The 14094-nt window shown below is 34.8% G+C and carries 11 protein-coding genes; 7 read left to right on the top strand and 4 right to left on the bottom strand.

What is annotated here, in order from left to right:
• Positions 1–51: 51 nt before the first annotated feature.
• Genes DKG80_RS02075 through DKG80_RS02065 form a run of 3 tightly spaced genes read left to right on the top strand, consistent with a single transcriptional unit; the run spans position 52 to position 3759 of the window.
• On the top strand, positions 52–1959 hold the full coding sequence (locus DKG80_RS02075) for an ABC-F family ATP-binding cassette domain-containing protein (RefSeq protein ID WP_109829629.1): 1908 nt from the start codon (positions 52–54) through the stop codon (positions 1957–1959).
• Positions 1960–1993: 34 nt separating this feature from the next.
• Positions 1994–2644, top strand: coding sequence for an outer membrane beta-barrel protein (locus DKG80_RS02070; RefSeq protein ID WP_109829628.1), 651 nt, complete (start codon positions 1994–1996; stop codon positions 2642–2644).
• Entirely contained in the window at positions 2644–3759 is a 1116-nt protein-coding gene (locus tag DKG80_RS02065; RefSeq protein WP_109829627.1) for a BamA/TamA family outer membrane protein, read from the top strand. The genes DKG80_RS02070 and DKG80_RS02065 overlap by 1 nt, the downstream gene beginning before the upstream one ends.
• 317 nt (positions 3760–4076) lie before the next feature.
• Here DKG80_RS02065 and DKG80_RS02060 read toward each other — a convergent pair whose 3' ends face one another.
• Complete coding sequence (locus DKG80_RS02060; protein ID WP_109829626.1) at positions 4077–6002, bottom strand: sialate O-acetylesterase; 1926 nt, start codon at positions 6000–6002, stop codon at positions 4077–4079.
• Positions 6003–6173: 171 nt separating this feature from the next.
• Here DKG80_RS02060 and DKG80_RS02055 point away from each other — a divergent pair, with 171 nt between their 5' ends.
• Positions 6174–6941 carry a rhomboid family protein gene (locus DKG80_RS02055; protein WP_162555631.1) on the top strand — a complete coding sequence of 256 codons (768 nt, stop codon included), beginning with the start codon at positions 6174–6176 and terminating at the stop codon, positions 6939–6941.
• On the opposite strand, the gene DKG80_RS02050 is transcribed toward DKG80_RS02055, so the two are convergent.
• From DKG80_RS02050 to DKG80_RS02040, 3 genes are all read right to left on the bottom strand, one after another.
• Positions 6928–8100 (bottom strand): glycosyltransferase, encoded by a 1173-nt coding sequence (locus DKG80_RS02050; RefSeq protein ID WP_109829624.1) that lies wholly within the window; start codon positions 8098–8100, stop codon positions 6928–6930. The two genes, DKG80_RS02055 and DKG80_RS02050, sit on opposite strands and share 14 nt — an antisense overlap.
• A gap of 2 nt (positions 8101–8102) precedes the next feature.
• On the bottom strand, positions 8103–9134 hold the full coding sequence (locus DKG80_RS02045) for an NAD-dependent epimerase (protein ID WP_109829623.1): 1032 nt from the start codon (positions 9132–9134) through the stop codon (positions 8103–8105).
• Positions 9135–9218: 84 nt separating this feature from the next.
• Positions 9219–10088, bottom strand: a complete 870-nt coding sequence (locus DKG80_RS02040; RefSeq protein ID WP_109829622.1) for a hypothetical protein — start codon at positions 10086–10088, stop codon at positions 9219–9221.
• A 155-nt stretch (positions 10089–10243) separates the two neighbouring features.
• Here DKG80_RS02040 and DKG80_RS02035 point away from each other — a divergent pair, with 155 nt between their 5' ends.
• The 3 genes from DKG80_RS02035 to DKG80_RS02025 all read left to right on the top strand — a co-directional run bounded on the left by DKG80_RS02035 (position 10244) and on the right by DKG80_RS02025 (position 14094).
• Entirely contained in the window at positions 10244–11476 is a 1233-nt protein-coding gene (locus tag DKG80_RS02035; protein ID WP_162555630.1) for a glycosyltransferase family 4 protein, read from the top strand.
• A gap of 10 nt (positions 11477–11486) precedes the next feature.
• Positions 11487–13049 carry a capsule assembly Wzi family protein gene (locus DKG80_RS02030; RefSeq protein ID WP_109829620.1) on the top strand — a complete coding sequence of 521 codons (1563 nt, stop codon included), beginning with the start codon at positions 11487–11489 and terminating at the stop codon, positions 13047–13049.
• 61 nt (positions 13050–13110) lie between these two features.
• The gene (locus DKG80_RS02025; protein WP_109829619.1) at positions 13111–14094 is read left to right on the top strand and encodes a glycosyl transferase family 90; all 984 of its coding nucleotides are present in this window, start codon (positions 13111–13113) and stop codon (positions 14092–14094) included.

The following is a 14094-nucleotide window of genomic DNA, read 5'->3' as shown; positions in this document are numbered from 1 at the left end:
ATTCTCAAATTTACCTTTCCACTTTGTCCAGCCCTTTTGCATATTTGCGGCATGATTTCAATTAACAATTTATCTTACTATTTGGGCAGTCGCGCCTTATTCGAAGAAGCTTCATTACACATTAAACCCAAAGATAAAATTGGCTTAATTGGACTCAATGGAAAAGGCAAATCCACTCTTCTCAAGCTAATTACAGGTCAATTACAAAAAGACAGTGGTGATATTTCGAAATCCAAAGACTGCACCATTGGTTTTTTGAATCAAGACATGTTATCCTTTCAATCTGATGATTCGATTCTTTCTGTGGCAATGGAGGCTTTTCAAGATGTAATTGATATTCAACATCAGATTGACAAAACTCTTCATGAAATGGAGACCAACTACACTGATAAGTTGGTTGATCGTCTTTCTCGACTTCAAGAACAATTCGAAGCTAAGGATGGGTATACATTACAAAGTAAAGCAGAAGAAGTTCTCGAAGGAATAGGTTTCAAAACGGAAGATTTACAACGCCCTCTTAAGGAGTTTTCGGGAGGATGGAGAATGAGAGTAATTCTAGCAAAGTTACTTCTAGAAAATCCTTCTCTACTTATGCTGGATGAACCTACTAACCACTTAGACCTGCCTTCTATCCAATGGATCGAAAACTATCTCAAAACCTACGAAGGTGCGGTAATGGTAGTATCTCATGATCGGCAGTTTCTTAACAACTGCGTCAATAAGATAGTCGAAGTTTCTCAACAAAAACTTACTTCCTACCCTGGAAGTTATGACAATTATTTGGAAGAAAAAGCTCTTAGAAATGAGCTTCAAAAAAATGCCTACGAAAATCAACAGCAAGCAATCAAACAAACCGAGGCTTTTGTAGAGCGATTTCGTGCCAAAGCTACTAAAGCGAGGCAAGTTCAATCTAGGGTAAAAGCACTAGAAAGAATGGAACGTATTGAAGATGTCGTAGAAGAAAATGCTGCAGTGAACTTCAAATTCAATTTTGGAAAACAATCTGGGCGACATGTTGTACAAATGAAAGATATTTCAAAATCTTATCCTGGTATTGACATATTGAACGCTGCATCAGCCAATATTGAACGAGGTGACAAAATCGCTTTAATCGGAGCCAATGGTAAAGGAAAATCCACCTTATTAAGGATAGTCGACGGAGATCCAAATATATCAGGGGAAGTCAATATTGGCTACAACGTAGACCAAGCATTCTTCGCTCAACATCAACTTGAATCTTTAAATATTGAAAATGAAATTTTACAAGAACTCAAGGAATTTGGTTCAGGTAAAACTGAACAAGAACTTAGAGGTGTTTTAGGTTGTTTTCTTTTCTCAGATGAAGATGTATTCAAAAAAATAAAAGTTCTATCTGGGGGAGAGAAGTCAAGAGTAGCACTAGCCAAAACTTTGATTTCAGAGGCCAATTTCTTACTTCTTGATGAACCAACCAACCATCTAGATATGATGTCTGTGAATATCTTGATTCAAGCTTTACAACAGTATGAAGGTACATTCTTGTTAGTGTCACACGACAGACATTTTGTAACCGAAGTTGCCAATAAAATATGGTGGATTGAAGACCAACAAATCAAAGAATATCCTGGTACATATCAAGAATATCTTTGGTGGAGAGAAAAGAATCAACCGAAGGTAAATTCGACACCCGTCACTACATCAAAACCAAAAGAGAAAAAAGAAAGTACTAAAGTCAAGAATATTGATCAGAATAGACTTTCAAAACTCAAAAAGGAAATCGAAAAGTTAGAGAAAGAAATCGAAAGGCTCGAAACAAATGAATCTGATTTAGAAGCAAAACTTGCACTACCTGAAGTCTATGAAAATACGCAAAAATTAGAAGAAACTAACATAGCTTATACCTCCATAAAACAGGATCTTGAAACAAAGAACGAACAGTGGGAAGCAATAGCAACAGAAATTGATGAGTTAGAAAACTAATTCATGTAAGTTTAAAGTATCACAGATACCTTACATGGCGCAAAGACTATTATTTATAAGTATTCTACTGATTGGTTATTCAAGCATCTTTGCTCAGGAATCAGACAGTATACTACTAAATCCATTTAGAAAAGGAAGGTGGTATACAGGGTTATCGGGATCAATAAGCTCATCTACGAATAACTCAAATGCGAGTAAAACTGCCTCCAATGATTTCAATTTTAATATCTCATCAGGTAAATTCATACAAGATCAATGGCTATTAGGTATTCGGTTCTTGGCAATGAGAGATCAAAGAATAGGAAGCATTACAAAAAGTGATTCTGAAATTTTATACATAGGTCCTACTGGATCATACTATTTCCAAAAATCTTCAAATGGGTCACTTTTAATAAATGCTTCTATTGGATTCGTTAAGTTTCGAGAAGAATCTTCCATTCTTGATCAAACAGATATAGTTACAAATGCTGAGAATAAAGGTCAAGGAATAGGAGGCATTTTTGGTTTAGGGTATTCTTATACCATGTTTGACAGAATTTCTTTTGACATTGGTTTCTCAATTGATAGTTTTTGGGTAGATGGAGAACAGACAGTAGCAGGTACAAAATCTAATGGAGATACCCGCATTGGAGATATTTCTTTTTCATTCGGATTCAATGTACTTCTTGACAAATTCTTCTTCTGATGAAAAAGGTTATTCTAATCTTATTGCTTTCAATTTATTGGAACAAACCTCTATTTGCTCAAGACCAGTATAGAGATGAACAAATCCACCTAGGTGACACAATAGTTAATACTGGCTGGATCAAGACAATCGGAATACCAATAATTTTTTATACCCCAGAGACAAATCTTGGTTTTGGAGGTGGTGCTCAATTTTTCCTAACACAACAAAACAATAAATTCAATCAAAGACGATCTAATATTCTAGCAAGTGGGATTTATACTTTAAAAAAACAAGTAATAGTTGACATAAAGCCTCAAATCTATCTAGCTGAAGGTGAGTTTTTTTTGGATATGGTTTACCAATATAAAGTCTTCCCAAACTCTTTTTGGGGTGTTGGAAATAATACTCCAGATGACAATCGAGAGGAATTTAATTCTACTTCTAACATTATTAAAGTGGCTTTTTTAAGACGGATTCCTTCTTCACTTAATTTCGGGTTAGAATATCACTATGAACATCATTACATCACTAAGGTAGAAGAAGAAGGGTTATTAGCTCCCGGCAATATTCTAGGCAGCAATAAAGCTGTGATAAGTGGATTAGGAGCGGTTTTTAATTTTGATAGTCGTGACAACACTGCTTCCACATCTAATGGACACTTCCTTCAAATGAGTGCCAAATACTCTAGCATCAACTTTGGCGCCACTAGCGGCTATAATAAGTTTGTAACGGACCTGCGAACTTATCGTCCTATTACATCCAATTCTACTTTAGCATTTCAAGTATATACTGAAAATAATTACGGAGAGGTGCCTTTCCAAGGTATGGCTTGGTTTGGAGGTGGAGAAAGAGGCCGTGGTTATTTCAAAGGTCGATTTATGGATCTTAAAATGTTTGTCTTACAAGCAGAATATAGGTTACGTTTTCACCCTAGATGGACTGCAGCAGGATTTGCGTTGGCTGGCAATGTAGGCCCACAAACAAGTGAAATGATCAATTCAGTAAAATCTAGCTATGGTGGTGGAATAAGATACAAACTAACAAAAGATGAAGACATCCGCATTAGGTTAGACTTTGGGTTTGGTCAAAATGGAAGCAATGGTATTTATTTCGGTGTTAATGAAGCCTTCTAAAAAAAGAGCGGCTGCCATTTATAGTTAATACAAAAACGCAAACCGCTCCAATCATAATAACCGATTTAGTTATTCCTTCACATGACTACTCATCATGTAACTGTACTTTAAAAGCAATTGGTTTCTGTTAGTGATAGTCTCTATTCAAAGACTCTAATGATCCTATGTTCCCTGCACGGGCATAGTATCTACAATTGTTTAAGAGGTAATAGAATAATAAATCCTCTGCTAAACTATCTAATCAAGGTTAAGAACACTTTAAAACACTTTAAAACTTTTCCACATATCGTTCAAAAACGAAATATTATTTCATAAAACTACTCTTGTGGCAAAAAATGATCTGTCCTAAAAGGTAATGCAGGAAGCCCCGCAGCATTGTAAAGATTAACTTGTGGATTTCCCCCCCAAGCATATCTTACGTATTTTGGTTTAGACACATTGCTTGATAAAAGAATGATTCTTCCTCTTTCAATACGGGCTTTTGCAGAATAATATTTCCCATCACTGCCGGCTATTTCAAAGCCAAGAGGTTTTTTGTTATCTAAAGTTTTTAGTCCTTCACTATTTTCAAAACTTACTACTGCTTCTGGACTATTGTACTCAATATCTTTAAGTTTAGGTCCTTCACATCTGGTATCCTGTTGATACGACTTTTTTAAAGCTATGGCTGCTAACCTTTCCCCTACACTTTTCTTATCTTTTGGGTGCATGTTATATGACTCTCCTACATCAATCGTTACTACCATTCCCGTCATAGGCAGTTTGAGTGCTTTCTCCTGAGCTTCCCTAAGATAGGCCCATGAATTTTTCATTTCCGGCTCTACTTTTGGCTGCCCCCAATTCGCCAATTGAACATAGTAAAATGGGAAGTACCCTTGTTTTGACTTTATACGCCAATCTGTTATCAATGAAGTCAACAATTCCTCATACTGACCTCCTTCCTTTCCATTTTTCTCACCTTGATAATAAATAACTCCTTTAAATTGTTTATCCAGTAATGGATTAATCATTCCATTAAATAGAGAAGAAGGCACCGTTTGTATCTCAAAAACCTTGTCTAGAGACTTCTCAATATCATTCGAATATTTCCATCTTTTACTTAAATCAACAATTATTTGTCCTGACTTACTCTTAATAGATGGTTTAGCATCACTATGTGATAAAAAAGGTTTAACTAAAGGATTACTAACCCTTAAAACAATGATATTCTTACCCTTAGTTAGAAATTTGGCAGAAACAGTCTTGATGAATGGTTTATTTTTAGCTACACCAATGTGACGATTATTAATATAGACATCAATTTTGGCTCCAGGCATTCCAAGATCAAAAATCACCTCACCGTCAAGACGGCTAGTGATATTCACTACTTTTCTAAACCAATAGACTTGATGCGTTCTGGCCTTCCAGTTTTCAATATCCAGCTGCCCCCAATTATTATCATTGAAACTGGGTTTTGTAACTCCAACTGATAATCCATTATATGAATCCGTAGAAGCTTTTGATATTACTTTAACCTTGTGTTCGTTAAGTTGACCAAAACCCTCCAAAGAATACTTACCAGACTCAACTTCCGGAATTTTTGGTCCTTTATTATGAGGTAACCTAGACAAAGACTCCTTGCTCATCCATGCTTCGATTGAACTTCCTTCTTTCGATGCTAAAACAATACCTATTGGTACAGTAACTTCATCAAAAACCTTCTTAGCAAAAAAGTAGCTAACCGCCGAAAATTCACCAGCAGTCTGCGACGAACATACTTTCCACTCTCCCTCTTTTATTTCTAACTCTGGCGTATTTGCATATTTATTTGGCACATCATATTGTCTAACCAATTCATAATTAGCTTGATTAATTTCTTGAGCCCCATCCAAAACACCTTGTTTCATCTTAAAATCCATATTAGACTCTCCGATTGCATACCACACATCTCCCATGTAAATATCTTCAAATGTCTCGGTCTCTTCACCTGCAACAATCTTCATTTCATGAGGACCTCCAGCGGGTAATGGAGGTATTACAACTCTCCATTTACCATGTTTGTCAGCTCGTGTTCGATTCAAGCCTCGAGCTAACACTACTTGCACTTGAGCATATGGTTCACAGCTTCCTTTCATTATGATTTCACGATCTCTTTGTAAAATCATATGATCACCAATGAGATTACTAAACTTTAATTTTTGAGAATAGGATTGAATACCTATACTAATTAATAATAGAGATAATACAGATTTAAATACAGACATGGCATAAAACTAGATCAATTCATCAAACTCTGATGTCGATCATTACTTTTTCCTTGGGAATAGCTTTTATTCGCAATCAATTTCAGGATAGTTATCATAAAATTAATACCAAGAGCGTTTGGATATAGAACATTTGACATTCCTTTGCCGAGATTTCTAAAAAGTAAGATTTTGACATCTAATAATACACCAGAACAAAACAAATTTGTAAAACGCTTGGTACCATATATGTGGCCATGGTCTACTCCTTCAGGAGGACAATATAAGTCTTTCCTGTCATGGATATACTCAAGAAAATTTAGCATATTCTATGTATTAGCTATTCTGGTCGTCAATCTAATATTTGGATTCGCACCAAGAAGACATTGCTGGGAAGGCGATTGGAACATTGTATTTCAATGTAACTGGATGATGTGGATGGCTCAATTCAAAGAAGATTTTTGGCATTTCATGGCAACTAGTATGACCACCATCTGGTTCCACAATGACTTTGTACACATATTATTTGTCATCCTTTTCGGCTTTCTTTTTCCTGTCCAATCATTTGAAGCCCAACATGGTACAAAGAAAACATTAGTTGTATATTTTCTATCCTATGTCTGTATTGCACTTTTCATGGGGTCTTTATTTACTTATCTCATTGAAACCTTCCCGAACAATGAAGTCGTTTTAAAAGGCTTCTCTAGAGCATGGATGGGAGGATCTGTCGGAGTGTTCGCACTAATCGCTGCGCTTGGATACTACAGTACTAGAAAATGGTTTTTATTCTCAATGATATTTGCATTTGAAGTTTTCAACCACTTCATTCTTGGCAACAATATCTATATATCATTTATCCATATTATGTCTGGCGTTTTTGGGTGGCTAACTATTTGGGGATGGGAAATAATAGCCGACAGAAAAGAAAATGCAAAATTGAAGGCAATTAAAGCGAACTAGACATATATATATCTAACTGCTTATCAAAGCAACTCTTCCAACTCAGTTCCTGAGCATAATTTCGGGCTTTTTCTTTTAGGCTCGATTTTTGGGCTGATTCATTGAATTTTAAAACTGCAGACACTAAACTATCTTCGTCGACTTTTGGCAAAATATAACCCGCTCCTGATTTTTCAATATGTTCCATCGCAGCACCATCACCAGCTGCTATTAGCGGCAATCCTGCACTCAATGATTCTACTAATGACAAGCCAAAAGTCTCCCAAGCGCTTAGTGCAAAACCTAAATCTGCACTTGCATAATAAGTAGCCATATCTTCTTTACTATCAATAAATCCCTTAAAATGAACGTGTTCATATTTATCGGCAGCTTCTTCTACTAGATTTTGATAAGGCCCAGTTCCTCCTATCAATAATGCGGGCTCTATAGACATCGTATTAACCAATTTTTCATATGCACCCAATAGAATATCCAATCCTTTCTCCTTACTAAACCTATGTGGAAAAAACAGAATCAACCTATCTTCATTTCCTGCTTTAAGTCTTTCTCTAAGTTGGTTATCTTTTTTATTCGGATGGAACAAAACTTCATTAACTCCCAATGGAACGAAATGTATATCTTCAATTCCATTCAATCTCATTCTATCAATAATGACTTGACTAGAGGCCAACACCCCATCCATTCTGTTGTATCGCTTCCTACCCATAGACCAAGCCCAATTCTCTCCGTACTGGGCTAAATTAAATGGCATTCCTGACAAAAACCTCTTAACATAAGTTACTGGAAAATCAGCGTGCCAAAAACCAAAAACCCGCGCCTTAAGCTTATTTTTAGAAACGATGGAGTTTACTATTCTTGGCATAAAATAAGGAGACCCTACCTCAATAGAATCTGGATCATGTTTTACGATCAAGGGCTCTATGGACTTGGAATTAAGTAAATATCTATACTCCCAATTACCCATTACTTTTGATACTCCTAGATGCTCTATAAAAGAAGTCTCTCCGATTTGCTCAGTGTAAGTCTTGCTATCATGCATAATGAAGACATACTTAACATCTTTTCTATTTTTGAAATACTCCATCTTTTCGAGATGATACCTTCTTACCCCTCCTCCAGATGGACTCCAAAAATTATTGCAATCAACAAGTGTAAACATCTTTATGACTTACTATATATTTCTTTAAACCAAGTAACGAATTCTTTTACACCTTCCTGAATTGTCACCTTAGGTTGATATCCAATTTCTCGACTCAACTCAGAAGTATCAGCATATGTACTGACTACATCTCCATCTTGCATAGGCATAAAGTTTTTTTTCACTTCCATACCCAGCTCATTACCTAATGTTTCTATAAAATCCATTAGTTGAACAGGTTTGCTATTTCCTATGTTATAAATCTTGTATTGATTCCCGTTTTCGTTTTCAGAAGGTACAGTGGTCATAACCTTGCATACCCCTTCAACAATGTCTCCGACATATGTAAAGTCTCTTTCCATTTGTCCATTATTAAAGACTTTAATTGGTTCTCCTTTGGAGATTGCATTCGCAAATAACATAGGAGCCATATCAGGACGTCCCCAAGGCCCATAAACAGTAAAAAATCTAAGACCAGTAGTAGGAATATTAAACAAATGACTATAAGTATGAGCCATCAGTTCATTACTTTTTTTTGTAGCTGCATAAAGACTAGCAGGTTTATCCACCTTATGTTTAACAGAAAAAGGTTGCTCAGTATTGAGTCCATAAACACTTGAACTACTAGCATATACCAAATGATCAACAGGATACTCTCTACAAGCCTCTAGTATATTGTTAAAGCCTACTACATTAGATTGAATATATGCATTAGGATTATCTATTGAATATCTAACACCTGCTTGAGCTGCTAAATGAATTACGTAATCAAAAGACTCTTTTTGAAATAAACTAAAAAGTGCTTTTTCATCAGTTACATCCATCCTTATAAACTTGAAGTCTTTAAATGTTTCACTAATCGACTCCTTACTATATCTAATAAAATCAGGATGAATCCCTAATGCCTTTAACCTCTCAAATTTTAAAGTCATCGGATAATAATCGTTTATATTATCCAACCCTATCACCTCATAGACCTCTTCTGAAACCAGTGATTTGATAGTATGAAAACCAATAAAACCAGCTGCTCCTGTTACTAAAACTTTCTTCTTCATGTGATTACTACCCTGATGGATGACTCCACCATTTTTAATTCAATGTTTTTAACAATATTTAGATATGAAACATCTATATAAAAATTAATTATTCATAGACCACCACTCTTTTTCGAAATACTTGTAGAGTTTATTATTATTTGTATTATCTGAATTGACAGTATTAGATAATCCCAAACCACCTGTTTGTCTCAATGAAACAAATCTCCCAAATCGGAACGGGCCAGGCACCACATAAACAGGAGAATTGGCACGGGACAAATTACCACTTAACCAAATATCATCTACGTAAAATGCCTCTCGAGGTGCATTATTAAAATCAAAAACTCTTTTATCAAAAAGCTTTGGCTTCACTGCAAAACTTGCAGCACCTTGTAAACAATCTACTCGTATCGGTTTTTTTATAGAATTATCTTTTCTGTAAAATCGCACTATTCCTCCATAAAGCTGCACCTTATCTGCATGGTCAAATGAATCAGGAGCTACCCATCCAGAAATCGTCATTGCTGCATCAGGTAGTTTTTTTGACCACTCTAAATAATTCTCAACTAACTCCTTCGGATAGATTTGATCATCATCCAATACAATGATTAATTTATCAATCTGGTCTTCAAACAAATCCAGAGTAGGTAAAAGCTTAGTAGCAGGACCTAAATCACTCTCTATCCAATTAATATGCACTAAAGGATGAGTATTAATACAATCTGGAATTTCGTAATTTGTTTTGTCCCTTTTGAAATACTTTGGAAGGTTCAAAATAATCTTTTCAGGAAGTACAGTTTGATCTGTAAGAGAATTCAGAGTTGGAGTCAACCCTTCAAACCTTGATGGCAACACTGACATGGAAATAACAGCACCAGATGTCTTTTTACCTTTTAACCTTTTTACCCAATACTCAGACGAGGTAGTCCTCAACCTAAATAACCTTAATATCTCTGAGAAAAATCTACTCATAGTATTTTCAATATTTTAGGCGGCAAACATAATTGTTAATTAAGTAAAAGTTATAAAAATAAAAACCCACAATATTTAGGGGTAAACATTCTTAAAAAAGACTTATAGGAAGAAAGCAATCATGTAAGTCAAATTATAATATGCAGCAATTACATTTGATCGAAGAAAAGAAAAAAAGTAATTTCAATCAATGGACGCCTGTAAAAGTTTCAAATATCGATGAGAAAAAAAGAATTGCAATATTTGCAGATGTTTTGGAAGAAAATTTTGACGGTGTTAGTATTACATTAAACAAAATTCTGGATAGTATCCCTAGACATCGATTTGAAGTATTAATTATAACTTCTCATCCTCCAAAAGATATTACTAACTTCCCTCACAAAATTATCTTGCTTCCGTATATCAAGGTACCTTTTCAGAAAGGTTATAGACTTGGAATACCTAAAAAGAGTATTTTAAATTCAGTTCTTGATGATTTCAAACCTGATTTACTCCATTTCACTTCACCTACGTTATTTGGCAGGTATGCCATAAACTATGGAAAAAGACATAATATCCCAGTACTAAACATATATCACACTCATTATCCTGCATATTTTCAATATTATATCGGCAAAATAGGAAATGCCATATTTGGACCACTTCTTAACACAGGTTTTCTTTGGTACTATAAAAAGTCTGACATAACCTTAGCACCGACTAGAACCATCAAAAAGGATCTGATTAAAAGAGGGGTAAAAGCTAACAAAATAAAAATTTGGGGTAGAGCAATTAAAACAAACTCATTTGCCCCATCATATAGAGATCCTAATTACTTTAATAAAATCCCCCAAGATTATAAAAAAGTACTTTTCGTAAGTCGGCTTATTAAAGAAAAAGAGATGTCAACGATAGTAAAAGTATATCGCCATCTTGAAAGAAGTAATGAGAAAATTAAAATGATAATTACAGGCGATGGCCCTGAAAAAGAGTACTTACAAAAAAGAATGGCCAATGCCGTATTTACAGGAAAGAAAACGGGAGAAGAATTGTCTAAAATCTATGCTTCTAGTGACCTTTTCTTTTTCCCTTCCGCCTCAGAAACTTTTGGAAATGTTGTCATAGAAGCAATGGCTTCAGGGTTAGCTGTAGTCGCCGCCGATTCAGGAGGTCCTGCTGAATTAGTTAGGGATAAAAAAACTGGATACTTAGTAAAGACTGGGAAATCAAAAATTTTTGCTAAAAAAATCATCGAACTCTTAAATGATGACGATACAAGGAATAAAATGGTCAGTAATGCTTTAGAATTAATCCAACCGCAAACAATAGAAAACCTTCATATACAACTGTGGAAATATTATGAAAATGCAATAGCTAATCATCAAGAAAAGCAACTAGCTTCGCGATAAAATTGCTTTCATGAAAAGGTACTCTCTCTATTTTAGTATACTCTTTGTACTTGCTTTGCACCCAAAACAAATCTTCGGACAGGTTCTATACCCAAACAGTGAGCTTTTAAACTATTATCGATTTTATGAAATAAAGAATATTCATAACCAACAAGATCGTCTCAATATTTTCCCTTCAATTATGCATCAATATAATTCTACTGACTCAGCAGAATGGAATCCTTGGAAAATAAAAACAGACTATAACCACAAAACTCAATTACTTCCAATAAGACTTGAAAATCACTACAACACCCAAATAGCGAATGGCTATAATGACGGTGCCCTATGGAAAGGGGCTGGATATACAGGCTCTATTCAAGGAGGTTTTACTGGAGACTATGGAATATTAAAATTTACATTTGCCCCTATATTTTTCTACTCTGAAAACTCTGAATTTCAGTTGGCTCCTCAAAATGACAGTAACAATTCTTTTAATTACCAATTCAAAAGCAATAGGATTGATTATGTTCAACGTTTTGGCAACAAGTCATTTTCAGATTTTGACTTTGGACAATCAGAAATAAGACTCGCATTAAAAAACTTTACGATCGGTCTTTCAACAGAAAACATTGTTTGGGGACCTGCTCAACAAAACCCCATCATGATGAGCAATCAAGCAGCAGGAATACCTCACATAGATCTTGGGACGAACAAACCAATAAATACTAAAATAGGTCTATTTGAAGCTAAATTCTATTACGGAATATTAGAGAAATCCGACTACTTCGACCAAGCAAATACTTGGAATTATAGATATTGGAGTGGAACTTCTATTGGATATAGCCCTAGCTTCCTCCCAAGTTTAACATTAGGCTTCAACAGATCATTTTATAAAAAAATGGCTGATTTCAAAGCTACAGATCTATTGGTATTTTTGGGTAGTTTTGATGACACTGATGGGGATCCTGCGATAAACGATGATTTCGATCAATTGGGATCTCTTAGTGTAAGGTGGCTCTTCAAAGAAGTAGGTTTTGAAACATATTTTGAATTCGCAAAAAATGATTTTGGAGGAAAACTTCATGGCACAACACCTGAACATTCAAGAGGTTATGTTATAGGGTTCAGCAAGTATTTTGAATTAAAAGAGGAGGATGTACTAAAACTAACCTACGAACATACTTCTCTTGATAAACCTAAAAGTTATGTCTATAAATATAACAATTCATGGTATACTCATGCAATCGTCAGGTCAGGTTATACCAATAAAGGGCAACTAATCGGCGCGGGGATAGGGCCAGGTTCAATCAGTGATTATTTCGAAGCGATTTATATCAATAAATCAAGCTATCTACAACTAGCTGCCCAAAGAACTAGGTTTGATGATGATTACTTTTATGAAACTCAAATTAATAATGAGAACAATCATGACCATGAATGGACATTATCAAGTTCATACAGCAAATTTTTCAATGCTTACCAAATAGGTACTGTATTCGAATACTCCTACAGAAAAAATAAATATTTTGTAGAAAATAACAATATCACCAATTTCTATTTTGGTTTAACCATACAGAGGTATTTCAGATAAGTTCAAATATAAAAGATGAAATTTTACTCCTTAAAGTATACTAGATTATAAAATTTGAACCATGAATGATTTTTGGATTCCTATTGAAGAGAGAATTAGATACTATCTCAATGGACTGGACAGTCACGAATACGCACTATCCGAGTTTAATAGACTCAAAAATAAAAATGAATGGACAAAGATAGAAGTCAACCATGTAAGTTACGATTCTTTAAAAAACACCTTTAAACATTGGTATTGTAAGAATATTGTTCATCTTCCAAAAATCAGGAATATTAGAGTATTACCAATGTACAAACGATACAAGGATCTTCACTCTTTGATGAACTTCTTTCTCCCCTTCGATACTGGCCTTTTAACCGAAGAAGTGCAATATCAATATCCACTTTTTTATGGAGAGCATGGAGATACTGATGGGATACCTTGTATACGTAAATCAAGAAAAGCCACTGACAAATTAAGTGTCATTTATAACTTCAGGTCACTCAGGCTAACAACTCCATGTAATTACGCTAATCAAGAAGACATACCTTGGGAAAAGAAAAGAAATAATGTTGTCTGGAGAGGAGCTACTACTGGAAAAAAACAGAGAGTAGAATTTGTAAAAAAACACTTCAATAAATACGATGTAGGGTTCGCCACCACAAAACAAAAACCAGAACTGAAGTCATATAAAAAAAATAAAATCTCAATAGCAGAACAACTAAAATACAAATACATAATAAGCTTAGAAGGAAACGATGTAGCAAGTAATCTTAGATGGGTACTTAGCTCAAACTCAGTTCCCATAATGCCTAAACCTTATTGGCACTCGTGGATTATGGAAGAAAAATTAACTCCAAACATTCACTATTTAGAACTTAACGATGATTTATCAAACCTTGAAGAAATTTTAGACTGGGCTGCTAATAATGATAAATTATGTAAAGATATTGCCTTGAATGGCAAAAAATATATGAGTCAATTTTTAGATTCAGAATATGACATACAAGTTCAAGCCCTACTACTCAAAGAATATTCAAACCGAGTAAAATTAATTAAGTAA

The organism is Reichenbachiella versicolor, assembly GCF_003171675.1.
Taxonomy (GTDB): domain Bacteria; phylum Bacteroidota; class Bacteroidia; order Cytophagales; family Cyclobacteriaceae; genus Reichenbachiella; species Reichenbachiella versicolor.
Note: the sequence above shows the minus strand (reverse complement) of the source record. Positions and strands in the feature narration are given on the sequence as shown.

What these genes read in the sequence shown, in the direction of transcription:
- DKG80_RS02070 (WP_109829628.1), top strand. Translation starts at nt 1,994, where the DNA reads ATGGCGCAAAGACTATTATTTATAAGTATTCTACTGATTGGTTATTCA.
- DKG80_RS02045 (WP_109829623.1), bottom strand. Translation starts at nt 9,134, where the DNA reads ATGAAGAAGAAAGTTTTAGTAACAGGAGCAGCTGGTTTTATTGGTTTT.
- DKG80_RS02060 (WP_109829626.1), bottom strand. Translation starts at nt 6,002, where the DNA reads ATGTCTGTATTTAAATCTGTATTATCTCTATTATTAATTAGTATAGGT.
- DKG80_RS02065 (WP_109829627.1), top strand. Translation starts at nt 2,644, where the DNA reads ATGAAAAAGGTTATTCTAATCTTATTGCTTTCAATTTATTGGAACAAA.
- DKG80_RS02075 (WP_109829629.1), top strand. Translation starts at nt 52, where the DNA reads ATGATTTCAATTAACAATTTATCTTACTATTTGGGCAGTCGCGCCTTA.
- DKG80_RS02040 (WP_109829622.1), bottom strand. Translation starts at nt 10,088, where the DNA reads ATGAGTAGATTTTTCTCAGAGATATTAAGGTTATTTAGGTTGAGGACT.
- DKG80_RS02050 (WP_109829624.1), bottom strand. Translation starts at nt 8,100, where the DNA reads ATGTTTACACTTGTTGATTGCAATAATTTTTGGAGTCCATCTGGAGGA.
- DKG80_RS02025 (WP_109829619.1), top strand. Translation starts at nt 13,111, where the DNA reads ATGAATGATTTTTGGATTCCTATTGAAGAGAGAATTAGATACTATCTC.
- DKG80_RS02030 (WP_109829620.1), top strand. Translation starts at nt 11,487, where the DNA reads ATGAAAAGGTACTCTCTCTATTTTAGTATACTCTTTGTACTTGCTTTG.